Origin of the sequence: Enterobacter sichuanensis (genome assembly GCF_009036245.1) — a bacterium.
Taxonomy (GTDB): Bacteria; Pseudomonadota; Gammaproteobacteria; order Enterobacterales; family Enterobacteriaceae; genus Enterobacter; species Enterobacter sichuanensis.
In genome coordinates this window covers 3,944,551-3,968,039 of the sequence record NZ_CP027986.1, presented here as the reverse complement: position 1 = coordinate 3,968,039, position 23,489 = coordinate 3,944,551, and the positions used below count along the sequence as shown (strand labels likewise).

22 protein-coding genes are annotated in these 23,489 nt (G+C 56.1%); 12 read left to right on the top strand and 10 right to left on the bottom strand.

Annotated features, from left to right (window positions below; all coding sequences use genetic code 11):
• Positions 1–73: 73 nt before the first annotated feature.
• The gene (gene qseC, locus C1N69_RS19155; RefSeq protein WP_155031716.1) at positions 74–1,423 is read right to left on the bottom strand and encodes a quorum sensing histidine kinase QseC; all 1,350 of its coding nucleotides are present in this window, start codon (positions 1,421–1,423) and stop codon (positions 74–76) included.
• A complete protein-coding gene (gene qseB / locus C1N69_RS19150) occupies positions 1,420–2,079 on the bottom strand; it encodes a quorum sensing response regulator transcription factor QseB (protein WP_155031715.1) in 660 nt (219 codons plus the stop codon). Before qseB ends, qseC begins: the two co-directional genes overlap by 4 nt.
• 138 nt (positions 2,080–2,217) lie before the next feature.
• Here qseB and C1N69_RS19145 point away from each other — a divergent pair, with 138 nt between their 5' ends.
• The 4 genes from C1N69_RS19145 to ftsP all read left to right on the top strand — a co-directional run bounded on the left by C1N69_RS19145 (position 2,218) and on the right by ftsP (position 7,368).
• Complete coding sequence (locus tag C1N69_RS19145) at positions 2,218–2,619, top strand: YgiW/YdeI family stress tolerance OB fold protein (protein WP_025758490.1); 402 nt, start codon at positions 2,218–2,220, stop codon at positions 2,617–2,619.
• Positions 2,620–2,737: 118 nt separating this feature from the next.
• Positions 2,738–4,996 carry a DNA topoisomerase IV subunit A gene (gene parC, locus C1N69_RS19140; RefSeq protein WP_045285901.1) on the top strand — a complete coding sequence of 753 codons (2,259 nt, stop codon included), beginning with the start codon at positions 2,738–2,740 and terminating at the stop codon, positions 4,994–4,996.
• Between the two features lie 163 nt (positions 4,997–5,159).
• Positions 5,160–5,897: a 1-acylglycerol-3-phosphate O-acyltransferase gene (gene plsC / locus C1N69_RS19135; protein WP_025758488.1), complete on the top strand. Its 738-nt coding sequence runs from the start codon at positions 5,160–5,162 to the stop codon at positions 5,895–5,897.
• Positions 5,898–5,955: 58 nt separating this feature from the next.
• Positions 5,956–7,368, top strand: a complete 1,413-nt coding sequence (gene ftsP, locus C1N69_RS19130; RefSeq protein WP_045285900.1) for a cell division protein FtsP — start codon at positions 5,956–5,958, stop codon at positions 7,366–7,368.
• Positions 7,369–7,399: 31 nt separating this feature from the next.
• On the opposite strand, the gene C1N69_RS19125 is transcribed toward ftsP, so the two are convergent.
• Positions 7,400–8,875: a TrkH family potassium uptake protein gene (locus C1N69_RS19125; protein ID WP_155031714.1), complete on the bottom strand. Its 1,476-nt coding sequence runs from the start codon at positions 8,873–8,875 to the stop codon at positions 7,400–7,402.
• Between the two features lie 199 nt (positions 8,876–9,074).
• Between C1N69_RS19125 and C1N69_RS19120 the strand changes: the two genes are divergently transcribed.
• Both C1N69_RS19120 and C1N69_RS19115 read left to right on the top strand, forming a co-directional pair.
• Positions 9,075–11,249, top strand: a complete 2,175-nt coding sequence (locus tag C1N69_RS19120) for a YgiQ family radical SAM protein (protein WP_045285898.1) — start codon at positions 9,075–9,077, stop codon at positions 11,247–11,249.
• A gap of 109 nt (positions 11,250–11,358) precedes the next feature.
• On the top strand, positions 11,359–11,760 hold the full coding sequence (locus tag C1N69_RS19115) for a transthyretin-like family protein (protein ID WP_045285897.1): 402 nt from the start codon (positions 11,359–11,361) through the stop codon (positions 11,758–11,760).
• Between the two features lie 41 nt (positions 11,761–11,801).
• On the opposite strand, the gene dkgA is transcribed toward C1N69_RS19115, so the two are convergent.
• Complete coding sequence (gene dkgA, locus C1N69_RS19110; RefSeq protein ID WP_155031713.1) at positions 11,802–12,629, bottom strand: 2,5-didehydrogluconate reductase DkgA; 828 nt, start codon at positions 12,627–12,629, stop codon at positions 11,802–11,804.
• Between the two features lie 105 nt (positions 12,630–12,734).
• Positions 12,735–13,898, bottom strand: a complete 1,164-nt coding sequence (gene yqhD, locus C1N69_RS19105) for an alcohol dehydrogenase (protein WP_155031712.1) — start codon at positions 13,896–13,898, stop codon at positions 12,735–12,737.
• Between the two features lie 195 nt (positions 13,899–14,093).
• Here yqhD and C1N69_RS19100 point away from each other — a divergent pair, with 195 nt between their 5' ends.
• Positions 14,094–14,993, top strand: coding sequence for an AraC family transcriptional regulator (locus C1N69_RS19100; protein WP_021242116.1), 900 nt, complete (start codon positions 14,094–14,096; stop codon positions 14,991–14,993).
• Positions 14,994–15,041: 48 nt separating this feature from the next.
• Here C1N69_RS19100 and yghB read toward each other — a convergent pair whose 3' ends face one another.
• Together yghB and metC are read right to left on the bottom strand one after the other, a co-directional pair.
• Positions 15,042–15,701: a DedA family general envelope maintenance protein YghB gene (yghB, locus tag C1N69_RS19095; RefSeq protein ID WP_025758479.1), complete on the bottom strand. Its 660-nt coding sequence runs from the start codon at positions 15,699–15,701 to the stop codon at positions 15,042–15,044.
• A 143-nt stretch (positions 15,702–15,844) separates the two neighbouring features.
• Positions 15,845–17,032, bottom strand: coding sequence for a cystathionine beta-lyase (metC, locus tag C1N69_RS19090; protein ID WP_025758478.1), 1,188 nt, complete (start codon positions 17,030–17,032; stop codon positions 15,845–15,847).
• 251 nt (positions 17,033–17,283) lie between these two features.
• Between metC and exbB the strand changes: the two genes are divergently transcribed.
• The 3 genes from exbB to C1N69_RS19075 all read left to right on the top strand — a co-directional run bounded on the left by exbB (position 17,284) and on the right by C1N69_RS19075 (position 20,171).
• Entirely contained in the window at positions 17,284–18,015 is a 732-nt protein-coding gene (exbB, locus tag C1N69_RS19085; RefSeq protein WP_025758477.1) for a tol-pal system-associated acyl-CoA thioesterase, read from the top strand.
• A gap of 4 nt (positions 18,016–18,019) precedes the next feature.
• Entirely contained in the window at positions 18,020–18,445 is a 426-nt protein-coding gene (exbD, locus tag C1N69_RS19080) for a TonB system transport protein ExbD (protein ID WP_025758475.1), read from the top strand.
• A gap of 274 nt (positions 18,446–18,719) precedes the next feature.
• On the top strand, positions 18,720–20,171 hold the full coding sequence (locus C1N69_RS19075; protein ID WP_155031711.1) for a methyl-accepting chemotaxis protein: 1,452 nt from the start codon (positions 18,720–18,722) through the stop codon (positions 20,169–20,171).
• Here C1N69_RS19075 and C1N69_RS19070 read toward each other — a convergent pair.
• Entirely contained in the window at positions 20,168–20,614 is a 447-nt protein-coding gene (locus C1N69_RS19070; RefSeq protein ID WP_045285891.1) for a hypothetical protein, read from the bottom strand. The two genes, C1N69_RS19075 and C1N69_RS19070, sit on opposite strands and share 4 nt — an antisense overlap.
• Before the next feature lies 1 nt (position 20,615).
• Complete coding sequence (locus tag C1N69_RS19065) at positions 20,616–21,020, bottom strand: hypothetical protein (RefSeq protein ID WP_025758471.1); 405 nt, start codon at positions 21,018–21,020, stop codon at positions 20,616–20,618.
• A gap of 103 nt (positions 21,021–21,123) precedes the next feature.
• Here C1N69_RS19065 and C1N69_RS19060 point away from each other — a divergent pair, with 103 nt between their 5' ends.
• Complete coding sequence (locus tag C1N69_RS19060) at positions 21,124–21,627, top strand: ESA_00282 family adhesion-associated protein (protein ID WP_025758470.1); 504 nt, start codon at positions 21,124–21,126, stop codon at positions 21,625–21,627.
• Between the two features lie 81 nt (positions 21,628–21,708).
• A complete protein-coding gene (locus C1N69_RS19055; RefSeq protein WP_014171606.1) occupies positions 21,709–22,197 on the top strand; it encodes a TIGR00645 family protein in 489 nt (162 codons plus the stop codon).
• Positions 22,198–22,290: 93 nt separating this feature from the next.
• Here the strand turns inward: C1N69_RS19055 and C1N69_RS19050 are convergent, their stop codons facing one another.
• On the bottom strand, positions 22,291–23,331 hold the full coding sequence (locus C1N69_RS19050; protein WP_025759772.1) for an aldo/keto reductase: 1,041 nt from the start codon (positions 23,329–23,331) through the stop codon (positions 22,291–22,293).
• Positions 23,332–23,489: the final 158 nt, after the last annotated feature.

Here is a 23,489-nt window from a genome sequence, read left to right as displayed (position 1 = left end):
ATTCTACGCGCGAGGGCGGGACGGTAAAATGAGCAAAATGTGCAAAGTCTTTTGCATTAAACGCAATAATCCCTTACCAGCTGACCCTGACTTCCAGGCCCCCTTCCGGCGCATTGTTCAGCGAGACACGCAGTCCATGTAGCGCAGCAATACATTTCACAATGGATAACCCCAGCCCGCTGCCCGTCGCATCCTGGCCGGGCGGGCGATAAAACCGCTCGCCGATACGCGCCAGCGCCTCGGGGGAAATCCCCGGGCCGTTGTCGCGCACGGTGAAGCTCCGGGCGTCCAGCGTCACGTCCACCACTCTGCCGCGCGGGCTGTAGCGAATCGCGTTATCCAGCAGGTTACGTACCAGCAGGCTCATCAGCAGTGGCTGACCCGTGCGTGTCACCTCCGGGGCATGAATGTTCAGGCGAATATCCGTGCCCGCCTGGTGAGCCGGATGCCAGATATCCAGCACCGCTGACTGCAGTAAATCGGCCATCGTGATGGGTTCGACATCTTCCAGATTGTCCAGCGAATCCAGACGCGAGAGCGTAAGAAGCTGATCCACCAGCCGGGAGGCGCGGTCGATCCCCGCATGAAGCTGCGAAAGCGCTTTTTCCTGCGCCTGCGGGTCATCCAGAGAGAGTTGCGCCACGTCAGTTTGCACTTTCAGGGCCGCCAGTGGGCTGCGCAGCTCGTGAGCGGCATCGGAGGTAAAACGACGCTCGCGGATCATCATCTCCTGGGTACGTGCGAAGAGATGATTCAGCGCGTCAAGCAGGGGGCGCACTTCCGCAGGGACGCCCTGCGTCGGCAGAGTATCGGTGGCATCCGGCGAGCGGGCGCGCAGGGTCTGCGCCAGCTTTTTCAGCGGCTTCAGTTCCCGGCTCAGGAGGACAATCAGCAACAGCAGCATCACCGGCAGCGCCACCAGCCAGGGCGTGAGCTGTGAACTGACCACGTCCAGCGCCATCTCCTGGCGGTACTCCCACTCCTGGCCGATCACCACGCGGTATTTCCCGTCGGGTGACGTCAGCCATAAGAAACGCCATTCATCGTTATCGTCTTTAAGCCTTCCGTTAGCAAACCCGTCGCGACGATAGTGATACGGGATATCGCGCCCGTTTTCGCCGTCATTGAGGATCATTTTGCCGTCGACGGCATAAATGGCGAAAGCCAGCGCGTCGTCATCCAGACGACCATGCTTCACTTTTTTCGGGATTTCGCGCATGCGCTCAGGGGCACGGATCTCGTCCAGATCCATCGTCAGCAGCCGTTTGGCGAACAGCATCTGCTGGGTATCAAACAGCTTATCCAGCTTGTGGGTCGTCTGCTGCCAGGCCACCAGACTGGCGGCAAACCATGCCGTCAGGGAGAGCGCTAAAAAGAGGAGAGTCAGGCGCAGCTTCAGGCTCAGGCGTTGCGTCAGTTTCATGCGTCACCCAGGGTATAGCCGATGCCGTGCACGGTGCGGATAAACTCGCTGCCAAGCTTGCGGCGCAGATGGTGGACATGGACTTCCACCGCATTGCTGGAGACGTCGTCGTCCCAGGTGTAGAGCTTCTCTTCGATCGCTTTGCGCGGCAGCACGCGGCCGGCATTGCGCATCAGCAGCTCCAGCAGGGCGAACTCTTTGGGCTTGAGCGTCAGCGTTTCCCCCTCCAGCGTGGCGACGAGGCTTGTCGGGTCGAGAGTGACCTTACCGTGGCGCAGCTCGCTGCGCGTCTGGCCGTGGCTGCGGCGGACCAGCGCTTCGAGGCGGGCACCCACCTCGATCAGCGCGAACGGCTTACAGAGATAATCATCCGCGCCCAGGCGCAACCCTTCGACGCGCTGGTTAAGCGCATCCCGCGCGGTCAGGATCAATACCGGTTCGCTGCGGCCGCTTTCTCGCCATGCGCGCAGGATCTGAAGACCGTCGATTTCCGGCAGCGTCAGGTCCAGCACCACGGCATCGTAAGGTGCAGAGTAGAGTGCGGTCTGGCCGGTTTTTCCATCGGTAAACCAGTCCACGCTAAAGCCCATTTTGCTTAAGCCCGTTTTGATGCCGTCGCCAATGAGCTTGTCGTCTTCTACCAGTAAAATGCGCATATTCCCTCCTTGATGTCGTCAGTAAACCCTCTGAATCCGCCTGCTGTACAGTAAAAATAAATAAATTTTCCCCTTAAGAAGTTGTTAAGGATTACCCTGTTAAATGGTTTGCGAAACCAGATTAAAGGGAGAGTTAATATGAAAAAATTCGCTGCGATTGCTGCCATCATGATGATGACCACTGCCCCTGTTTTTGCTGCCCAGGGCGGATTTAACGGCCCGTCAGCCACGCAAACTCAGACTCACGCGCAGACAGGCGGGTTTGTTGATAATGACGCGAACCTCACCACCGCGGTGAAGGTTAAAGAGATGAAAGACGACAGCTGGGTGAAGCTGCGCGGGAACATTACCCAGCGCCTGTCCGACGACCGCTACACCTTCCGCGATGAGACCGGCACGGTAAACGTGGAGATTGACCACAAGCGCTGGAACGGCGTGACCGTCACCCCGCAGGATAAAGTGGAAATCCAGGGCAAGGTCGATAAAGAGTGGAACGATTTTGAAATCGATGTGAAGCAGATCATTAAGCTGAACAAATAACCCGGAAAGGGCCGCCTGAGCGGCCCTTTTTCTTTGTGACTCAACTCGTCAGATAGGGTAGTATCTGCGGCAATATTGCCTGAAACCCATCGGTTTCTGAGTTGAGGAATCACACGTAATGAGCGATATGGCAGAGCGCCTCGCGCTACATGAATTCACGGAAAACGCCTACCTGAACTACTCCATGTACGTCATCATGGACAGGGCGTTGCCGTTTATCGGGGATGGCCTGAAGCCCGTACAGCGCCGCATCGTGTATGCGATGTCCGAACTGGGGCTGAATGCTACCGCCAAGTTCAAGAAATCCGCCCGTACCGTCGGTGACGTGCTGGGTAAATACCATCCGCACGGTGACAGTGCCTGTTATGAAGCGATGGTGCTGATGGCCCAGCCATTCTCGTACCGCTATCCGCTGGTGGATGGTCAGGGGAACTGGGGGGCGCCGGACGATCCGAAATCCTTCGCGGCGATGCGTTATACCGAATCCCGTCTGTCTAAATATGCCGAAGTGCTGCTGGGCGAGCTGGGGCAGGGTACCGTTGACTGGGTGCCAAACTTCGACGGCACGCTGCAGGAGCCGAAGATGCTGCCTGCGCGTCTGCCGAACATCCTGCTGAACGGGACCACCGGTATCGCCGTTGGTATGGCGACGGACATTCCCCCGCACAACCTGCGTGAAGTGGCGAATGCCGCCATCACCCTGATTGAGCAACCGAAAACCTCGCTGGATGAGCTGCTGGATATCGTGCAGGGGCCGGACTTCCCGACCGAAGCCGAGATCATCACCTCACGCGCGGAAATCCGTAAAATTTACCAGAACGGTCGCGGCTCCGTGCGCATGCGCGCGGTGTGGACCAAAGAGGACGGCGCCGTGGTGATCACCGCGCTGCCGCATCAGGTCTCCGGCGCTAAAGTGCTGGAGCAGATCGCCGCCCAGATGCGCAACAAAAAGCTGCCGATGGTGGATGATCTGCGCGACGAGTCCGACCACGAAAACCCGACCCGTCTGGTGATTGTGCCGCGCTCTAACCGTGTGGACATGGAGCAGGTGATGAACCACCTGTTTGCCACCACCGATCTGGAAAAAAGCTACCGCATCAACCTGAACATGATTGGCCTCGACGGACGCCCGGCGGTGAAAAACCTGCTGGAGATCCTCACCGAATGGCTGACGTTCCGCCGCGATACGGTTCGCCGTCGTCTGAACCATCGTCTGGAGAAAGTGCTTAAGCGCCTGCATATCCTCGAAGGTTTGCTGGTGGCGTTCCTCAATATCGACGAGGTGATTGAGATCATCCGTACCGAGGACGAGCCGAAGCCTGCCCTGATGTCGCGTTTTGGCATCAGCGAAACCCAGGCCGAAGCGATCCTCGAACTGAAGCTGCGCCATCTCGCCAGACTGGAAGAGATGAAGATCCGCGGTGAGCAGAACGAGCTGGAAAAAGAGCGCGATCAGCTGCAGGCGATCCTCGCGTCCGAACGCAAGATGAATACCCTGCTGAAAAAAGAGCTGCAGGCCGATGCCGACGCGTTTGGTGACGACCGCCGTTCTCCGCTGCACGAGCGCGAAGAAGCGAAGGCGATGAACGAGCACGACATGCAGCCGTCCGAGCCGGTGACCATTGTCCTGTCGCAGAGCGGCTGGGTGCGCAGCGCCAAGGGGCACGATATCGACGCGCCGGGGCTCAGCTACAAGGCGGGCGACAGCTTCAAAGCGGCGGTGAAAGGTAAGAGCAACCAGCCGGTGGCGTTTATCGACTCCACCGGTCGTAGCTACGCCATCGACCCGATTACGCTGCCATCCGCGCGCGGGCAGGGCGAACCGCTGACCGGTAAGCTAACGCTGCCGCCGGGGGCGACGGTTGACCATATGCTGATGGAAGCCGATGACCAGAAACTGCTGCTGGCCTCTGATGCGGGTTACGGCTTTATCTGTACCTTTAACGATCTGGTCTCGCGTAACCGTGCCGGTAAGGCGCTGATTAGCCTGCCGGACAACGCTCACGTGATGCCGCCGCTGGTGATCGAGAACGAAAGCGATATGCTGCTGGCGATCACCACCGCCGGACGTATGCTGATGTTCCCGGTCAGCGATCTGCCGGAGCTGTCAAAAGGCAAGGGCAACAAGATCATCAACATCCCGTCGGCGGAAGCCGCGAAAGGCGAAGATGGCCTGGCGCACCTCTTCCTTCTGCCGCCGCAGAGCACGCTGACCATCCATGTCGGCAAGCGTAAAATCAAACTTCGTCCGGAAGAGCTGCAGAAAGTGGTGGGTGAGCGCGGTCGCCGCGGCTCGCTGATGCGCGGCCTGCAGCGTATCGACCGCGTGGAGATTGACTCTCCTGCACGCAGCTCCGCGGGTGACAGCGAAGAGTGATGTCGTGATATCCCCCTCTGTCCGGAGGGGGAATTTCAATAAAATTTCCCGTAAAATCGTTGTTAATTCGTGCGTTGCGATTAACAATACGCGCTCGTAATAAAGTCCTTACCTGGCCACAGGTGAAGTATAATTGTCAGCTGTCAGGGCTTCAGAGGTCGCTATGCTATACATTGTTCGTCTCATTCTTACCGTTATCTACTGCATTCTGGTCTGTGTTTTCGGCTCTGTTTATTGCCTGTTCAGCCCGCGTAATCCGAAGCATGTTGCCACTTTTGGTCATATGTTCGGTCGTCTGGCGCCACTGTTCGGTCTGAAGGTTGAAAAACGTCTGCCTGAAGGGGCGGAGAATTTCGGTAACGCCATCTATATCGCTAACCATCAGAACAACTACGATATGGTGACGGCCTCCAATATTGTCCTTCCGCCGACCGTGACGGTGGGGAAAAAAAGCCTGCTGTGGATCCCGTTTTTCGGTCAGCTGTACTGGCTTACCGGCAACCTGCTGATCGATCGTAATAACCGTGCAAAAGCGCACAGCACCATTGCGGAAGTGGTGAACCATTTTAAAAAGCGCAAAATCTCAATCTGGATGTTCCCGGAAGGAACGCGCAGCCGCGGTCGCGGCCTGCTGCCGTTTAAAACCGGAGCGTTTCATGCCGCAATTGCGGCAGGTGTTCCAATTATTCCTGTGTGCGTTTCCAATACTTCTAATAAGATTAATCTTAACCGCCTGAATAACGGGCTGGTGATTGTCGAAATGTTGCCACCCGTTGATACCAGCAAATACGGTAAAGATCAGGTGCGCGAGCTGGCAGCACACTGCCGCGAGCTGATGGCTCAGCATATTGCGCTGCTCGACAAAGAAGTCGCAGAGAGAGAAGCCGCCGGTAAGATTTAACCCGGCGTTGAAGGGAAAACGAATTCCCGCGTTGTTAGTCGTTTCAGATGGAGCTTATATGTCACTCAGTCGGCGTCAGTTTATTCAGGCTTCGGGGATCGCCCTTTGTGCGGGTGCGATGCCGCTGACAGCCAGCGCCGCCGGGCAGCAGCAGCCGCTGCCCATTCCGCCGTTGATAGAATCCCGTCGCGGTCAGCCGCTTTTCCTGACGCTGCAGCGCAGCCACTGGTCCTTTACCCAGGGAACCCGCGCGCCGGTCTGGGGCATTAACGGACGTTACCTTGGGCCGACCATCCGCGTATGGAATGGCGATGACGTTAAGCTCATCTACAGCAACCGTACGTCTGAAAATGTCGCTATGACCATCAGCGGTTTACAGGTTCCGGGCCCGTTGATTGGCGGCGCGGCGCGCATGATGTCGCCTAACGCCGACTGGGCGCCGGTGCTGCCGATCCGTCAGAGCGCGGCCACCCTGTGGTATCACGCCAACACCCCTAACCGTACGGCGCAGCAGGTCTATAACGGCCTGGCCGGAATGTGGCTGGTGGAAGATGAGGTCAGTAAATCTCTGCCGATCCCGAACCACTACGGTGTGGATGACTTCCCGATTATTATCCAGGACAAACGTCTGGATAACTTCGGTACGCCGGAATACAGCGAGCCGGGCAGCGGTGGCTTTGTGGGCGATACGCTGCTGGTCAACGGCGCACAAAGCCCTTACGTAGAAGTCTCGCGCGGCTGGGTACGCCTGCGTCTGCTCAACGCCTCTAACTCGCGCCGCTATCAGCTCCAGATGAGCGATGGCCGTCCGCTGCACGTCATCTCCGGCGATCAGGGCTTTTTACCGGCACCGGTGTCCGTTAAACAGCTGGCCCTCTCGCCGGGTGAGCGCCGCGAAATCCTCATTGATATGACCAACGGGGATGAAGTTTCTGTCACCTGCGGCGAAGCGGCGAGCATTGTGGACCGTATTCGCGGGTTCTTTGAGCCGTCGAGTATTCTGGTTTCCACCCTGGTGCTGACCCTGCGCCCAACCGGCCTGCTGCCGCTGGTGACCGACAGCCTGCCCATGCGCCTGCTGCCGCAGGAGATCATGAGCGGTTCGCCGGTGCGCAGCCGGGATATCAGCCTGGGCGACGATCCGGGCATCAACGGTGCGCTGTGGGACGTCAACCGTATCGACATTACCGCGCAGCAGGGCACCTGGGAGCGCTGGATTGTTCGCTCGGACATGCCGCAGTCGTTCCATATTGAAGGCGTGTCATTCCTGATCCGCAACGTGAACGGTGCGATGCCGTTCCCGGAAGACCGCGGCTGGAAAGATACCGTCTGGGTGGATGGTCAGGTTGAACTGCTCGTCTACTATGGTCAGCCTTCGTGGCCGCACTTCCCGTTCCTGTTCCACAGCCAGACGCTGGAGATGATGGACAGGGGCTCCGTGGGGCAAATGCTGATCAATCCCGCGCCATAACCTCTCACATTCCCGGTTCGCCGGGAATGGTTTAAGCCCGCCAGAAAAAGCGCGAAAACAGAATCAGCACCGGGTAAATTTCCAGACGCCCTAAGATCATCGCCGCGCACATCAACAGCTTAGCCCCTTCTGTTAACGTCCCAAAGGTTGAGGCTGTTTCGCCAAAGCCCAGCCCCATGTTGTTGATACAGGCGGCAACCGTCGCGAATGACGTAAACAGGTCGTAGCCCATCAGATTGAGCGCCCAGACGAAAAAGCCCGTGATCATCACGTAGAGAAAGAAGAAGCTCCATACCGATCTCAGGACGCGCTCATTCACTACGCTGTTGCCAACTTTGATGCTCAGCAGCGCCCGCGGATGCGCCAGCTGATTCATCTCCTGAATGCTCTGTTTGAACATAATCAGAAAACGCAGGGCCTTGATCCCGCCGCAGGTCGAGCCTACGCAGCCGCCAAAAAAGCTGGCGCTCAACAGCAGGAAAATGGTGTGTGCAGGCCAGTGGGCATAATCCGCTGTTGAAAGGCCGTTATCGGTCATCATCGAACTGGCAAGGAAGAAGGCGTGCACCAGGCTATCCGTGGCGTCATACATCCCGGCATGCCAGACCTGCCAGGCGGTGATAAGAATAATCACCCCGGCGGCGCTCAGAAAGAATTTGACCTCCGGGCTGCGACGAATCGGCTTTAGCGTGCGTCTGGCAATGGCAACATACCAGAGCGTGAAGTTGAAGGCGGAGAGCAAGGAAAACGCACCAGCGACCAGCTCAATCGCGTGGCTGTCATAAAAACCGATGCTTTCGCTACGGGTTGAAAATCCCCCCAACGATACGGTTGAAAGCCCGTGACAGACTGCGTCAAAAAAGGACATTCCCGCCAGCCAGTAGGCCAGGGTACAGGCCAGCCCCAGCGCTAAGTACGTTACCCACAGCGTGCGTGCGGTATCGGCGAGCCGGGGCGTCAGGCGTTCCTCTTTAAACGGCCCCGGCATTTCTGACTGGTACAGCTTCATGCCACCGATGCCCAGCAGCGGCAGAACCGCGACGGCCAGCACAATAACGCCTAACCCGCCTATGAAATTGAGCTGTGCGCGGTAATAAAGGTAGGACTTAGGCAGGGCGCTAACATCCCCGATGACCGTGGCGCCCGTGGTGGTGATCCCGGAAACCCCTTCAAAGAGCGCGTCAGCAAAGGAGAGCTGCAGGCCGTCATCCATCCATAACGGCATGGCGCTAATGAATGAGAACAGCAGCCAGAACAGGACGATAATGACAAAACCGTCGCGGGTACGCAGCTGTATACCGGCGTGACGGGTGGCCCGCCAGGCCATCCCACCGAGGCTGAAAAAGGTCAAAAAGGTGGTCAAAAACGCAAAGTAGGTTCGCTCTTTGTTCAGCAGAGCGATCACCATCGGCGGCAGCATGGAGAGGCTGTACAGCAGCACCAGAAAACCACAGAGGTGAAGGACCACCCGCAACTGGGAGACATGTAACGAATCGTTGGGCTTCACAGGTGAGCTCCGCGCAAACACGTATTCCGGGGCAAATCACCGGAAAATATAGTGAATATTATGATTCAAAATTATCAGGGCGGCGTATTTTAACGACTTCTGTGAATATCTGCCTGCTTGCTGCATCCTTTTCTTCAAATCTGGCGGATGAACAGCGTATAATCCGGCTCCTTTTGTCTATTTTTTCTTCGGAAGCATTATGAGCGCAATTTCCCTGATCCAGCCGGATCGTGACCTCTTCTCCTGGCCCCAGTACTGGGCGGCCTGCTTTGGACCGGCGCCGTTCCTGCCGATGTCCCGGGAAGAGATGGACCAACTGGGCTGGGACAGCTGCGATATCATTCTGGTCACGGGCGATGCCTACGTTGACCACCCGAGCTTCGGCATGGCCATCTGCGGCCGTATGCTTGAAGCGCAGGGCTTCCGCGTGGGGATCATCTCCCAGCCTGACTGGAACAGCAAAGACGACTTTATGCGTCTGGGTAAACCCAACCTGTTCTTCGGCGTGACCGCAGGCAACATGGACTCGATGATTAACCGCTATACCGCCGACCGTAAGCTGCGTCATGACGATGCCTACACCCCGGATAACGTAGCGGGTAAACGTCCTGACCGTGCCACGCTGGTCTATACCCAGCGCTGCAAAGAAGCCTGGAAAGACGTGCCGGTGATCCTGGGCGGCATCGAGGCGAGCCTGCGCCGCACCGCGCACTACGACTACTGGTCAGATACCGTGCGCCGTTCGGTGCTGGTGGATTCCAAAGCCGACATGCTGATTTACGGTAACGGTGAGCGTCCGCTGGTGGAAGTGGCGCACCGTCTGTCGCAGGGCGAGCCGGTGAGCAGCATCCGCGACGTGCGCAATACCGCGATCATGGTGAAAGAGGCGCTGCCAGGCTGGAGCGGGGTGGATTCCCGTATCATTGATATGCCGGGCAAAATCGACCCGATCCCCCACCCCTATGGTGAAGATCTGCCGTGTGCCGATAACAAGCCGGTAGAGCCAAAGAAGGCGGAGGCAAAGGCGATCGTCGTGCAGCCGCCGCGCCCGAAACCGTGGGAAAAAACCTATGTGCTGCTGCCGTCCTACGAGAAGGTGAAAGCCGACAAGGTGCTCTACGCGCACGCGTCCCGTATTCTGCACCATGAAACCAACCCGGGCTGTGCCCGCGCCCTGATGCAGAAGCACGGCGAGCGCTTTATCTGGATCAACCCGCCGGCGATCCCGCTCTCCACGGAAGAGATGGACAGCGTCTTCGCGCTGCCTTACAAGCGCGTGCCGCACCCGGCGTACGGCAACGCCCGTATCCCGGCGTATGAGATGATCCGCTTCTCGATCAACATCATGCGCGGCTGCTTCGGGGGCTGCTCCTTCTGCTCTATTACCGAGCACGAAGGACGCATTATTCAGAGCCGCTCTGAAGATTCGATCATCAATGAGATCGAAGCCATTCGCGACACCGTACCGGGCTTTACCGGCGTGATTTCCGACCTTGGCGGCCCAACCGCCAACATGTATATGCTGCGCTGTAAGTCGCCACGCGCGGAGCAGACCTGCCGCCGCCTGTCGTGCGTCTATCCGGATATCTGTCAGCACATGGACACCAACCACGAGCCGACGATCAACCTCTACCGCCGCGCGCGTGATCTGAAAGGCATCAAGAAGATCCTGATCGCTTCCGGGGTACGTTACGATATCGCTGTGGAAGATCCGCGCTACATCAAAGAGCTGGCGACGCACCACGTGGGTGGCTATCTGAAGATTGCGCCGGAGCATACCGAAGAAGGCCCGCTGTCGAAGATGATGAAGCCGGGCATGGGCAGCTACGACCGCTTTAAAGAGCTGTTCGACACCTACTCGAAGCAGGCGGGCAAAGAGCAGTATCTGATCCCGTATTTCATCTCGGCGCACCCTGGCACGCGTGATGAGGACATGGTGAACCTGGCGCTGTGGCTTAAGCAGCGTCGCTTCCGTCTGGATCAGGTGCAGAACTTCTATCCTTCACCGCTCGCCAACTCGACGACCATGTATTACACCGGCAAAAACCCGCTGAGTAAGATTGGCTATAAGAGCGAAGAGGTGGTGGTGCCGAAAGGGGATAAACAGCGTCGTCTGCACAAAGCGCTGCTGCGTTATCACGATCCGAAAAACTGGCCGCTGATCCGCCAGGCGCTGGAAGAGATGGGCAAAAAGCACCTGATCGGCTCGCGCCGCGACTGCCTGGTGCCGGCGCCTACGCTTGAGGAGATGCGCGAAGCGCGTCGCCAGAACCGCAATACGCGCCCGGCGCTGACCAAGCACACGCCGATTGTGCATCAGCGTTCGAACGGTGGGGCGGGAACGAAGAAAAACGTAAAACGTAAGAGCGGCTAGACATATTGCCCGGTGGCGCTGCGCTTACCGGGCCTACAGTTCAGCGCGTAGGCCGGGTAAGGCGCAGACGCCCCCCGGCTTTTTTCTGCATAAGGGCAGGAGGCCCAACATGAAAATAATGAAGTTAACGGGAGCGATGCTGATTGGCCTGACGTTAAGCGGTTGTGTAATGCACCGCCAGACACAGCCAGAAGTGGAAGGACGTCTAATCGACAGCGCAGGTAAGCCAGTCCCGGGCGCTAAAATAACATTAGAGAGGGAGCAAACGCTTTCTGACGACAACGGTCGTTTTGCTTTTCAGAGCCAGCATGAGTGGATCTTCTTTCTGCCAATAGGTCCGATGGACTGGATTTATCGCACCCCGCTCCAGATAAGTGTCAACGGAAAGGAATATGAAGCAGAAGCAGGCGGCGGTCTCGGCGGACCACATGAACTTGAAGGGAAAGCGTTTAACGTTATTTGCACCTTGCCTGACCTCCCCGGAGAAGCGAGATGTCAGTCCGGTTTATAGATTAAAACGAGCCCGGTGTAAGATCGGGCTCGTTTTAGGTATTACCCGCCAAACTGATCCGGATCCGGCCCTAAACGCTTGCCCTTATCCAGCTTCGCAATCTCACCCAGCTCATCTTTGTCCAGGCGGAAATCCCAGACGTCGAAGTTCTCGGCGATGCGCGATGGCGTGACCGATTTCGGGATCACCACCAGGCCGTTGTCCAGGTGCCAGCGAATGACAACCTGCGCCGGGGTTTTGCCGTATTTATCCGCCAGATCGCGGATAATTTTCTGGTCGAACACCCCCTCGCCGCCCTGAGCCAGTGGGCTCCAGGATTCGGTCTGGATTTTGTGCGTGGCGTTCCATGCGTGAAGCTGGCGCTGCTGCATCAGCGGGTGCAGCTCGATCTGGTTAATCACCGGCGCGACGCCCGTTTCGTCTATCAGGCGCTGCAGGTGAGGTACCTGGAAGTTACAGACGCCGATGCTTTTCACCAGCCCCTCTTTCTGCAGTTCAATCATCCCTTTCCAGGCGTCAACGTAATGGTCGATAGCCGGAACCGGCCAGTGCATCAGATACAGGTCGACGAAATCAAGCTGGAGTTTCTCCAGGCTCTCCTGCAGCGCTTCGCGCGGGCGCTTTTGATCGTCGTTCCAGAGTTTCGTGGTGATAAATAACTCATCGCGAGGGACACCGGCGCTGGTCAGAGCCTTACCCACGCCGTCCTCATTTTTATATGCGGCGGCGGTATCAATCGACCGATAGCCGACTTCCAGGGCCTTATGAATGGCGGAGACGACCTCGTCGTTACCGGCTTTCCATACACCTAGCCCCAACTGGGGCATCACGTTGCCGTCCTGCAGCTTGATTACGGTTTGGTTTGCCATTTTTCCTCCTTCAGGTGCGCATCGCCGGAGAGGGACTCCGGCGATGGGGTGTGCATTAAGTCTGGACGAAATGTCAAAAAACGAAAGTCGGAGGGACAAAAACGCTTAGCGTGCCGCCTCGTAGATACGACGGCTCACGTCCAGCGTAATGTCGCCGTGTTCGCCCAGATGGGTCATACCGTGTTCTTCCAGTTTCGCCAGCAGGGCAGGGATAGAGCTACCATCCAGACCGTAGCCAGACAGACGCGTTGGCACGCCCAGCCCTTCAAAGAAGTTGCGGGTCGCGTCGATTGCCGCATCAATACGCGCATCGTCAGAGCCCTCGGTAATGTTCCACACGCGCTCGGCGTACTGCAGCAGTTTGGCACGTTTGGTATCCCGCTTTTCGTTCCACAGCGCAGGCAGAACAACGGCCAGCGTTTGGGCGTGGTCCAGACCATGCATCGCCGTCAGCTCGTGGCCCAGCATGTGGGTCGCCCAGTCCTGCGGCACGCCAGCCCCGATCAGGCCATTCAGCGCCTGCGTTGCAGCCCACATCACGTTGGCACGCACGTCGTAGTTTTCCGGCTCTTTCAGCGCTTTCGGACCTTCTTCAATCAGCGTCAGCAGAATGCCTTCCGCGAAACGATCCTGAATTTTTGCGTTCACAGGGTAGGTGACGTACTGCTCAACGGTATGCACAAAGGCATCGACCACGCCATTCGCCACCTGACGCGCAGGCAGGGTGTAGGTGTAAACCGGATCCAGGATAGCGAACACCGGCTGAACGTGTTCGTTCATAAAGGCCTGTTTATCGCCAGTGGTTTTGCGGGAGATCACCGCGCCCTTGTTGGATTCAGAGCCGGTAGCCGGCAGAGTCAGCACCGAGCCCATCGGGATCGCGCTTTTAATGTCGCTGCCGCGGGTCTCCAGGATGTGCCACGGATCAACGCCGTCTGCGTAGTGGGCTGCCGCAGCGATAAATTTGGTGCCGTCCAGCACGGAGCCGCCGCCGACCGCCAGCAGGAAGGTGATGTTTTCTTCGCGGGCGATTTTCACCGCGTTCATCAGCGTTTCGTAAGAGGGGTTTGGCTCGATGCCGCCGAACTCACGCACGTCCAGACCGTCCAGCGCGCTGTAAACCTGATCCAGCACGCCGGTTTTTTTCACGCTGCCGCCACCGTAGGTGACGAGGACGCGGGCGTCTGCCGGGATCTGCGCGCGCAGATCGGCGATAGCGTCTTTACCAAACAGAATGCGGGTTGGGGTGTGAAGATTAAAGTTGTTCATGGCTCGTTCCCTTTAGTGGGTGAATAATCGTGGTGGCGCAGAGGGCAACCTGATGCTGCACATTGTGGTCGCCTGCGGCTATCCTCTCAATGCACATTCCTGCCGATGTCTTGCCCATTTCTACAGAGCGCTGGAGAAAGCGCGGAAAACGACGCACACTGTCAACGTCGGAAACCGTACCCGGAGTAACGAAAAATGAACCGTGAGGCTATCTGTCAGCAGCTCACTGCGCAGATTAAGAGATTGATAGATAATGAAAACCGCGCCAGCGAACTGCTGCCGGATATTCGCCTGCTTTATGGCACCCAGCCCGGGACGCGTACGCCGGTGATGTACCAGCCGGGCATCGTTTTTCTCTTTTCTGGCCATAAAATTGGCTATATCAACGAGCGCGTCTTCCGTTACGACACCAATGAATATCTGCTGCTGACGGTACCTTTACCCTTTGAATGTGAAACCTTCGCGACAGAGGCGGTTCCGCTGGCGGGGATCCGCGTCAATGTCGATATCCTTCAACTGCAGGAGTTGCTGATGGAGATTGGCGAAGACGAACTCTTCCAGCCGTCAATGGCGTCGAGCGGTATTAACTCTGCGACGTTATCGGAAGAGATCCTCTGCGCCATTGAGCGTCTGCTGGACGTGATGGAGAGGCCGCTGGATGCGCGCATTCTCGGCAAACAGATCATCCGCGAAATTCTTTACCACGTACTGCTGGGACCCGGCGGTGGGGCGTTGCTCGCCCTGGTGAGTCGGCAGACCCACTTCAGCCTGATAAGCCGCGTGCTCAAGCGTATTGAGAGCCAGTACACCGAAAACCTGAGCGTTGACCAGCTCGCCGCGGAGGCGAACATGAGCGTCTCGGCGTTTCACCACAACTTTAAGTCGGTGACCAGCACCTCGCCGTTGCAGTACCTCAAAACCTACCGGCTGCATAAGGCGCGGATGCTGATGATCCACGATGGCATGAAGGCCAGCGCGGCGGCAATGCGGGTAGGCTATGAGAGCGCGTCACAGTTCAGTCGGGAATTTAAACGCTACTTCGGCGTCACGCCGGGAGAAGATGCGTCACGTATCAGAACGATGCAGGGAGCCTGACGCGACATGTAGGCCGGGTAAGCAATAGCGCCACCCGGCTTTGTTGAATTATGCGCTGCAGTACTTCTTCTTAATCACCACCGCGATGGTCCCTACCAGTCCCGCCACCAGCAGGAACATCGGCAGCACCATCAGGAAGGTCATCACCTGGTCTTCATGGTGTTTCACAAACGGGATCATATTCAGCGCGTAGCCGAGCGTAGTGACCACGCCGACCCACAAAAGCGCGCTCAGCCAGTTGAAGAACTGGAAGCGGCGGTTCGACAGACCGGAAATGCCCGCCATGGTAGGCAGAAGGGTGCGAACAAACGCCAGGAAACGCCCGGCCAGCAACGCCAGCAGGCCGTGCCGATCGAACATGCAGGTGGCACGCTGATGATATTTATGCGGTAACTGCGCCAGCCAGCTTTTAACGACGCGTGTATTCCCCAGCCAGCGGCCCTGCAGATAGCTCAGCCAGCAGCCCAGGCTCGCGGCGGAGGTGAGGATGACCATGGTTGGCGTGAAGTCCATGACGCCTTTGCCGATTAACGCCCCGGCAAGTAAAAGCAGGCTGTCACCGGGTAAAAATGAGGCTGGCAGTAGTCCATTTTCCAGGAACAGCGTTGCGAACATCACGAAATAGACGATACCGACGACGTGAGGATCCGCCAGCGCGGCAAAGTCGTGTTGCCAGAGCGCCGCGATAATATCTTGAATAACAGCCATGGACTTTCCTGTGGAACAGCAGATATAACGCTATTGTACTCCCTTATTCGCCCGTCGGGTTTGATCGCGGGCGCATCTCATGCAGACTTTTCTGGTTGCAGTGTCCACAAAAGCGTCCAGGGAGTACATTTTAAGCCAGCACTTTACACGATACGCTCGAACCCTGCTGCTAAATCGGCAATTAAATCGTCCACATTTTCTAAACCGATGTGCAGTCGGATCAGGGTACCGCTGAAGTCCACTTCGCCGCCGGGACGCAGCGCCGCAATCTGTTCCGGCTGGTTAGGCAGGATCAGGGACTCAAATCCGCCCCAGGAGTAGGCCATGCTGAAGAGGGTAAAGTTATCCAGATAATTTGCCAGCTCGTCATGGGTCAGGCGTTTTTTCAGAACGAACGAGAACAAACCGCTGCTGCCCGTAAAGTCACGTTGCCAGAATTCATGTCCCTTACTGCCCGGTAGCGCCGGATGATTAACGCGCTCAACCTGCGGGTGCTGTGCCAGCCATTCGGCCACTTTCAGGCTGCTTTCATGGTGCTGGCGCAGACGAACCCCCAGCGTGCGAATACCGCGGCTGGTCATATAGGCCGTGTCGGCATCCACCATCTGGCCCATCAGGTAGGCATTTTCACGCAGCTGATCCCAGCAGCGGGCGTTAGAGACCGCCGTGCCAATCATGCCGTCAGAGTGGCCAATCAGGTACTTGGTTGCCGCCTGAATCGAGATATCAATGTCGAATTCCAGCGCCTTAAACAGCACACCAGCCGCCCAGGTGTTGTCGATCATGATAATCGCCTCTGGCGCTTTACTGCGCACGGCTTTCACGATGGCCGGCACGTCGTGCACTTCCATGGTGAGCGATCCTGGCGATTCCAGGAACACAATGCGCGTGTTTGGCTGAATAAGCTCGGCAATGCCTTCACCAATCAGCGGATCGAACCAGCCGGTGGTGACGCCGAGCTTGCTGAGGATTTTGGTGCAGAAGTCCTGGCTGGGTTCATAGGCGGTGTTGGTCATCAGGATATGGTCGCCCTGTTCCACAAACGCCAGAATGGTATTAGCGACCGCCGCGGCGCCGCACGGGAACAGCGCGCAGCCCGCACCGCCTTCCAGCTCGCACATCGCTTCCTGCAGAGAAAAATGGGTTAGCGTGCCACGACGGCCGTAAAACAGCCCGCCTTTCGCGCGGTTACGCGTGGCGTTTTTTTTCTCCTCCACGGTATCAAACACCAGCGAGGAGGCGCGTTGAATCACGCTGTTGACCGAGCCCTGGGTATATTTCTTGCTGCGTCCTGCCTGTACCAGCGTGGTATCAAGATGCTTCTTAGTCATGTTCGCTAACCCTGTTTTTATACGTCTGGACGTCCAGACTACCACGATTGTAAAAATCTGCACCCTGAGGCTTATCGAATAAGCAGAAAATATTAGCAAAAAACCGCATAAGAAATTTTTACTGCGTAAGCGCAAAGAAAGTGAGCAAAAATTGCGGCACTATGTAAATAGTAATGAGAACGACTATCAATTCGGCGACGTTTTGATATTATTATGCTCAGATTTTGTGATTTGCGTCCTGGAGATACAGAGTGGGTAATAATTTGATGCAGACGGATCTCTCCGTTTGGGGCATGTATCAACATGCTGACATCGTGGTTAAGATTGTGATGATCGGCCTGATTCTGGCGTCCGTGATCACGTGGGCTATCTTCTTTAGCAAGAGCGCCGAACTCATTTCTCAGAAGCGTCGCCTCAAGCGGGAGCAGCTGCAGTTAGCCGAAGCCCGCTCGCTGGATCAGGCTTCTGACATGACCTCATCCTTCCACGCGAAAAGCCTGACCACCCTGTTAGTTAACGAAGCGCAAAACGAGCTGGAACTCTCCGCTGGCAGTGAAGATAACGAAGGCATCAAAGAGCGTACCGGCTTCCGTCTGGAGCGTCGCGTTGCGGCCGTTGGCCGACATATGGGACGTGGTAACGGATATCTGGCGACCATCGGCGCAATTTCGCCGTTCATCGGTCTCTTCGGTACGGTCTGGGGCATCATGAACAGCTTCATCGGTATCGCCCAAACCCAAACCACCAACCTGGCGGTGGTGGCACCGGGTATCGCAGAAGCGCTGCTGGCGACGGCAATCGGTCTGGTAGCGGCCATCCCGGCGGTGGTTATCTACAACATCTTCGCGCGGATGATTGGCAGCTACAAAGCCACGCTTGGTGACGTGGCCGCGCAGGTTCTGCTGCTGCAAAGCCGCGATCTCGACCTTAATGCCAGCTCGGTTAAGCCGGTGCATGCGGCGTCCAAACTGCGCGTAGGTTAATGCGATGGCGATGCGTCTAAACGAAAACCTGGACGATAACGGCGAAATGCATGAAATCAACGTGACGCCGTTTATCGACGTTATGCTGGTTCTGCTGATTATCTTCATGGTGGCTGCGCCGCTGGCGACGGTTGACGTGAAGGTCAATCTGCCGGCCTCTTCCAGCCAGCCACAGCCGCGTCCGGAGAAGCCTGTTTATCTGTCCGTGAAGGCGGATAAATCGATGTTCCTCGGTAACGACCCGGTAACGACTGACTCTGTCATCCCGGCGCTGGAGCAGCTTACTGGCGGTAAGAAAGATACCACGGTCTTCTTCAGGGCGGATAAAACCGTTGATTATGAAACCATGATGAAGGTAATGGACACGCTGCATCAGGCGGGTTACCTGAAGATTGGACTGGTCGGCGAAGAAAAAGCGGCTAAAAAATAAAATAAAAGCTGGCGAAAGCCGGCTTTTTTGTTTTCTCTAAGGCCAAATCGTTATTATTTTCTGCCGTATCTCCCCACACATCATATTTATTTATCAATAAAGCCATCATTAATAATCTCTTGATTGTTAAGCAAATATCAATATTCGGCTGCGTCATTTAACGCTATCTTTTATTGTGCTGGCGTCGCGGAATATCCCCGCTACGCTTAAAAAAGATAATAAAAACAGACCTTCTTCGAAGGATCTTTTTCACCTGCACAGCAAGAGACTCAGTATGCCTACGATGACATGGCTCTATCCGCACGCGCATCAAAACGATCTGATTTCCCTTTCTTCCATACGTCGCCGCGCCGACAGACTAATACTGGTGTTCATCTGGTCACTCTGGGGCATCTCCCTGGCCGTGGGCTACCTCAATGAGAATGTGGTGCAGGGTGCCATCGTGGCGACTGCGCTGGCGTGTTTATCGTCGGTGCTAACACTGCTGTTTCCCGGCGCGCTGCTGCTTCGTCTGAGCTCGGCATTTGTGCTGATGGCCTTTTCCGCGCTGCTGATCCATCTGGGGCACGGGGAAACCGAATATCACTTCTCTGTTTTCGTCCTCCTCTCCGCGCTGCTTGCCTGGCGCGACTGGCGACCGCTGTTGATGGGGGCTGCGGTCATCGCCATACACCATCTGGTCTTTAACTATTTGCAGGAGCACGACCTGTATGGCGTGGTGGTGTTTATGCACACCGGTTTTCATATGGTGGTTTTTCACGCCCTGTTTGTGGTAGTCCAGACGGCGATCCTGATCCTGCTGGCGGTGCGCATGGAGCAGGACGCCCGCTCGGCGAGCGAGGTGGCCGCACTCGCCGGGGTCATTAACCGCGAGCCGGGTTATCTGACGCTCGCCGTCGATGCCGCGCCCGCCGGGTCGCCCTTCGCCCGTACCTTTAGCCTGACGCTGGGCACCATGCGCGCCACGCTTGAGCAGGTCAGCGCCAATATTGGCCAGTTGCTGGAAGCTTCCCGCACATTAGGCCAGCGTAACAGTGCGCTGTCAGAGCGTACCGATCACCAGGCAAACTCGCTGGCAACGGCGGCCAGCGCGATGGAACAGCTACGGGCTGTCGCCACCCTGACCAGTGAAAAAGCCAGCCAGGTCAGAGAAGTGGCATTCAGCACCAGCCACGTGGCGGAGCAGGGCGGGAATAACGTACGGCAGGCGATGGCGGCAATGGAGCAGATTCGCGAGGAGTCGCAGCGCATTTACGCCATTCTGGAACTGATCGACGGCATTGCCTTTCAGACCAATATTTTGTCGCTTAACGCCTCGGTCGAGGCTGCCAGAGCGGGCGAGCATGGCAAAGGTTTCGCAGTGGTCGCCTCCGAAGTGCGCGTCCTGGCGCAACGTAGCGAGGAGGCCGCAAAAGAGATCCGCCAGCTGCTGACGGCGGCGCAGGCGACCACTCAGCACGGGGTCGAGCAGGTTGAGCACGCCGGGCTAACGATGAAGTCGATCATTGAGAGTATCGAAGGGCTTCGCTCTTTGCTGGAAGAGCTCTCACAGATGAGTGAGCAGCAGCGGACGAGCATCGCACAAATGAACGACAGCATTGCCAGCATTGATGCCAGCGTACAGGAGAATGTGCGTCACGTTGCGCAGACCCTGCAGGTGGCTGAAGCGCAGCGGCAGCAGACAAGTCAGTTAAAAGAGGCGATTGCCGTATTCAGATTTAATTAGCGTGGTGGTTCGGTGGGGGCGCTGCTGCCAGACGCCAGCGCGTCCTCATCAAGCGCAACGCAGGTCACGTTTGAGGTGCGGTACTCGCCGTCTGCCAGTTTGCGCGTCAGGCGCAGGGTGGCGATTTCTCTGGCAAGCAGATACTGATAGTTGGCTTCAAGGCGTCCCAGAAGCTTCTCTTTGAGTTCCGGTCGCTGTTCGATAATGGCATTCATCACCGCACCGTAAATCTCTTCCTTTACCTGTAACGGATAAATATCGCGTCGGTTCTGCCATTTCAGTCGAACCAGTGCTGCCGGGATCGAGACCAGGTCTTGCGTAATACGCGTCATCTCATCATTTTTTGATTTTCTCAGCGCATCGAGATTTTGCTTTAAGATAAATTCATCACTTTTTTTATCATCTAAAGTCAAATAAACGTCATTGTTCTTAATTTCTTTCACGTTAATCTTCCCCCAGGGTATAAAAAATAGGGTTGTTTTTTTCGCGTGTAATTAGATTAAGCCAAATTTCATTGCCCGCTTCATTAATTGCTTTGGTTTTCTCGGCCATTATCTGGCTTAATTTTTGGGCATCTATTTCACCTTCGGCCTGCAGGTCATTCAGCAGATGGACGAAGGCTTCAATTTTCATGGCACGAAATAAGCGGTCTTTTATATGGCGATCGTGCTCTTCCAGCAACATATTACGGGATTTGCCGCTGTCGGAAACACCAATTAATATATCAGGCTCGAAATCAGAGAGCTTTCTTTTCCCCTGAGTGAAACTGGCCTCTTTTTCTGCTTCCATCGGTTGCTGTTCCACAGGCGTAATGTGGTACTTAGCCGGGACGAGATAGTCGGGCAGCATTTTTAATTTCCTTTAATTTCAACAGGGTGGGGTTGGTAAAGGCGTGAGATTCGTTGACAATATCATGAGGCAAATTTAAAATCAAAAAAAATGGAGCCAACCCATGAACAGCATCTTTTTTACGGTCATCACATTACTATTACTGACCGCTGGTGTTCTTTTATTGATGCAGGAGTTCAATAAAACGAAAGTGTCGAACGACACCAGTGAACCCCCGCAACCGGAACGCATGACAAAAGAGGAAGGTGAAGACCATTTCTCTGTTTTGATGAACTCTGTTACGCCTGTCTGGTACTGGCGGGTCAACCATGAATATATCGATTTTTTACACGCAACAATTAAGCGTATGAAAATGTCGGAAATTAATGACACGCCCGGACTGTTTGAGGCCCAGCGTCGCTGTAGCGACCTCAATTCAGCCGTGTATAAATATTACGACAATATCAAAAAGCGCTGCCTTAACGGTGAGAAGGTCTCTTATTCCGACCTGGATGTATTAAATTTGCGCCAGTGTTTTCGTGAGTTTAGTCTGGAAGCCTACCCGGAGCTGGTGGCGCTGGTCTGGCCGGAATATGCCCGTCCTGAGGTTAACCCCGACAACGTCTGAGTGACGTTCTGGTTAGCTATTGCAAACAGTCAGCGCCGTTGAGCTATACTGGGCGCTGGTTTCTTTTGCAAACAGGACTTTATGGAACGCTTTTTTGAAAACGCCATGTACGCCTCTCGCTGGATACTGGCCCCCGTCTATTTTGGCCTTTCGCTGGCCCTTATCGCGCTGACGATTAAGTTCTTTCAGGAAATCCTGCATGTTCTGCCGAACATTTTTTCCATCGCCGAAGCAGATTTAATTCTGGTTCTGCTGTCGCTGGTGGACATGACGCTGGTGGGTGGACTGCTGGTGATGGTGATGTTCTCCGGCTATGAAAATTTCGTCTCTCAGCTGGATATCGATGAGCGAAAAGAAAAACTGAACTGGCTGGGCAAAATGGATGCCTCGTCGTTGAAGAATAAAGTGGCCGCCTCGATTGTGGCGATCTCCTCCATCCATTTGCTGCGCGTGTTTATGGACGCAAAGAACGTTCCGGATAACAAACTGATGTGGTATGTGATTATCCATCTGACGTTTGTACTGTCGGCGTTTGTAATGGGGTATCTGGATAAGATCAGTAAGAAGTAATGACCCCTCACCCTAACCCTCTCCCACAGGGAGAGGGGATAGTTAGCTCCCTCTCCCTGTGGGAGAGGGCCGGGGTGAGGGCATCAGACCGCACTATTTCTCCGACGACGCCTGCCAAAGATTCAACTCCCCATCTGCAACATGCCGATCAATTCTTTCCAGCTCATCCGGGCTAAAGTGTAGATTATCCAGCGCCCGCACGTTCTCCTCTATCTGCTCCGGACGGCTTGCGCCAATGAGTACGGACGTCACGCGTTCATCTTTCAGCAGCCAGCTCAGCGCCATCTGTGCCATTGTCTGACCGCGCGCCTGCGCCATCTCATTCAGCAAGCGCAGGCTGTTCAGATTGGCTTCGGTCAGCATCTTCTGCGTCAGTCCGCGCACTTTGTTTCCTTCGCGCTGCATGCGTGAACCGTCAGGAATTCCGTTCAGGTATTTTCCGGTGAGCAGCCCCTGTGCCAGCGGGGTAAATGCGATACAGCCCGTCCCGTTTTTCTCAAGCGTATCCAGCAGGCCAGTATGATCGACCCAGCGGTTGAGCAGGTTATAGGAGGGCTGATGAATAAGCAGCGGGATTTTCCACTCGCGAAGCAGGTCAGCCATTTTCCGAGTGCGCTCGGTTGAATAGGACGAAATCCCGACGTACAGCGCTTTACCGCTCTGCACGGCATGGGCCAGCGCAGCGGCAGTCTCTTCCATCGGCGTGTTTTCATCCACCCGGTGGGAGTAGAAAATGTCCACATACTCCACGCCCATCCGCTTCAGGCTTTGGTCGAGACTGGCGAGCAGATACTTGCGCGAACCGCCCGAACCGTAAGGGCCCGGCCACATGTCGTAACCCGCCTTGGTGGAGATAATCAGCTCGTCGCGATACGCGGCAAAATCCTCACGCAGCAGACGGCCAAAATTTTCTTCCGCACTGCCCGCCGGTGGGCCGTAGTTGTTGGCGAGATCGAAATGGGTAATGCCGAGGTCGAAGGCTTTGCGCAGCAGCGCGCGCTGGGCATCAAGAGGCTGTACGTGGCCGAAGCTATGCCACAGCCCCAGCGACAGCGCTGGAAGGCGCAGGCCGCTCTTGCCGCAGTGGCGGTAGAGCATCGTTTCATAGCGGGCAGCGTCAGGGTACCAGGTCATGATGTCTCCTTTTCTTGTCGATAATTTTTTTGAAACGTCGTTTTCATTCTGAACTTATCACATCGCTCCTCGCGAAGATAAGGGTTAACGGTGGCTGTGTGACCAGTGAAGCCACGCTAATTAAAAATGATCACAAAACGTTATAATTTCCCTCTTTC

Excerpts from the sequence above, each read along its gene's own strand:
- qseC (WP_155031716.1), bottom strand. The coding sequence starts at position 1,423 with ATGAAACTGACGCAACGCCTGAGCCTGAAGCTGCGCCTGACTCTCCTC.
- qseB (WP_155031715.1), bottom strand. The coding sequence starts at position 2,079 with ATGCGCATTTTACTGGTAGAAGACGACAAGCTCATTGGCGACGGCATC.
- C1N69_RS19145 (WP_025758490.1), top strand. The coding sequence starts at position 2,218 with ATGAAAAAATTCGCTGCGATTGCTGCCATCATGATGATGACCACTGCC.
- parC (WP_045285901.1), top strand. The coding sequence starts at position 2,738 with ATGAGCGATATGGCAGAGCGCCTCGCGCTACATGAATTCACGGAAAAC.
- plsC (WP_025758488.1), top strand. The coding sequence starts at position 5,160 with ATGCTATACATTGTTCGTCTCATTCTTACCGTTATCTACTGCATTCTG.
- ftsP (WP_045285900.1), top strand. The coding sequence starts at position 5,956 with ATGTCACTCAGTCGGCGTCAGTTTATTCAGGCTTCGGGGATCGCCCTT.
- C1N69_RS19120 (WP_045285898.1), top strand. The coding sequence starts at position 9,075 with ATGAGCGCAATTTCCCTGATCCAGCCGGATCGTGACCTCTTCTCCTGG.
- C1N69_RS19115 (WP_045285897.1), top strand. The coding sequence starts at position 11,359 with ATGAAAATAATGAAGTTAACGGGAGCGATGCTGATTGGCCTGACGTTA.
- dkgA (WP_155031713.1), bottom strand. The coding sequence starts at position 12,629 with ATGGCAAACCAAACCGTAATCAAGCTGCAGGACGGCAACGTGATGCCC.
- yqhD (WP_155031712.1), bottom strand. The coding sequence starts at position 13,898 with ATGAACAACTTTAATCTTCACACCCCAACCCGCATTCTGTTTGGTAAA.
- C1N69_RS19100 (WP_021242116.1), top strand. The coding sequence starts at position 14,094 with ATGAACCGTGAGGCTATCTGTCAGCAGCTCACTGCGCAGATTAAGAGA.
- yghB (WP_025758479.1), bottom strand. The coding sequence starts at position 15,701 with ATGGCTGTTATTCAAGATATTATCGCGGCGCTCTGGCAACACGACTTT.
- metC (WP_025758478.1), bottom strand. The coding sequence starts at position 17,032 with ATGACTAAGAAGCATCTTGATACCACGCTGGTACAGGCAGGACGCAGC.
- exbD (WP_025758475.1), top strand. The coding sequence starts at position 18,020 with ATGGCGATGCGTCTAAACGAAAACCTGGACGATAACGGCGAAATGCAT.
- C1N69_RS19075 (WP_155031711.1), top strand. The coding sequence starts at position 18,720 with ATGCCTACGATGACATGGCTCTATCCGCACGCGCATCAAAACGATCTG.
- C1N69_RS19065 (WP_025758471.1), bottom strand. The coding sequence starts at position 21,020 with ATGCTGCCCGACTATCTCGTCCCGGCTAAGTACCACATTACGCCTGTG.
- C1N69_RS19060 (WP_025758470.1), top strand. The coding sequence starts at position 21,124 with ATGAACAGCATCTTTTTTACGGTCATCACATTACTATTACTGACCGCT.
- C1N69_RS19055 (WP_014171606.1), top strand. The coding sequence starts at position 21,709 with ATGGAACGCTTTTTTGAAAACGCCATGTACGCCTCTCGCTGGATACTG.
- C1N69_RS19050 (WP_025759772.1), bottom strand. The coding sequence starts at position 23,331 with ATGACCTGGTACCCTGACGCTGCCCGCTATGAAACGATGCTCTACCGC.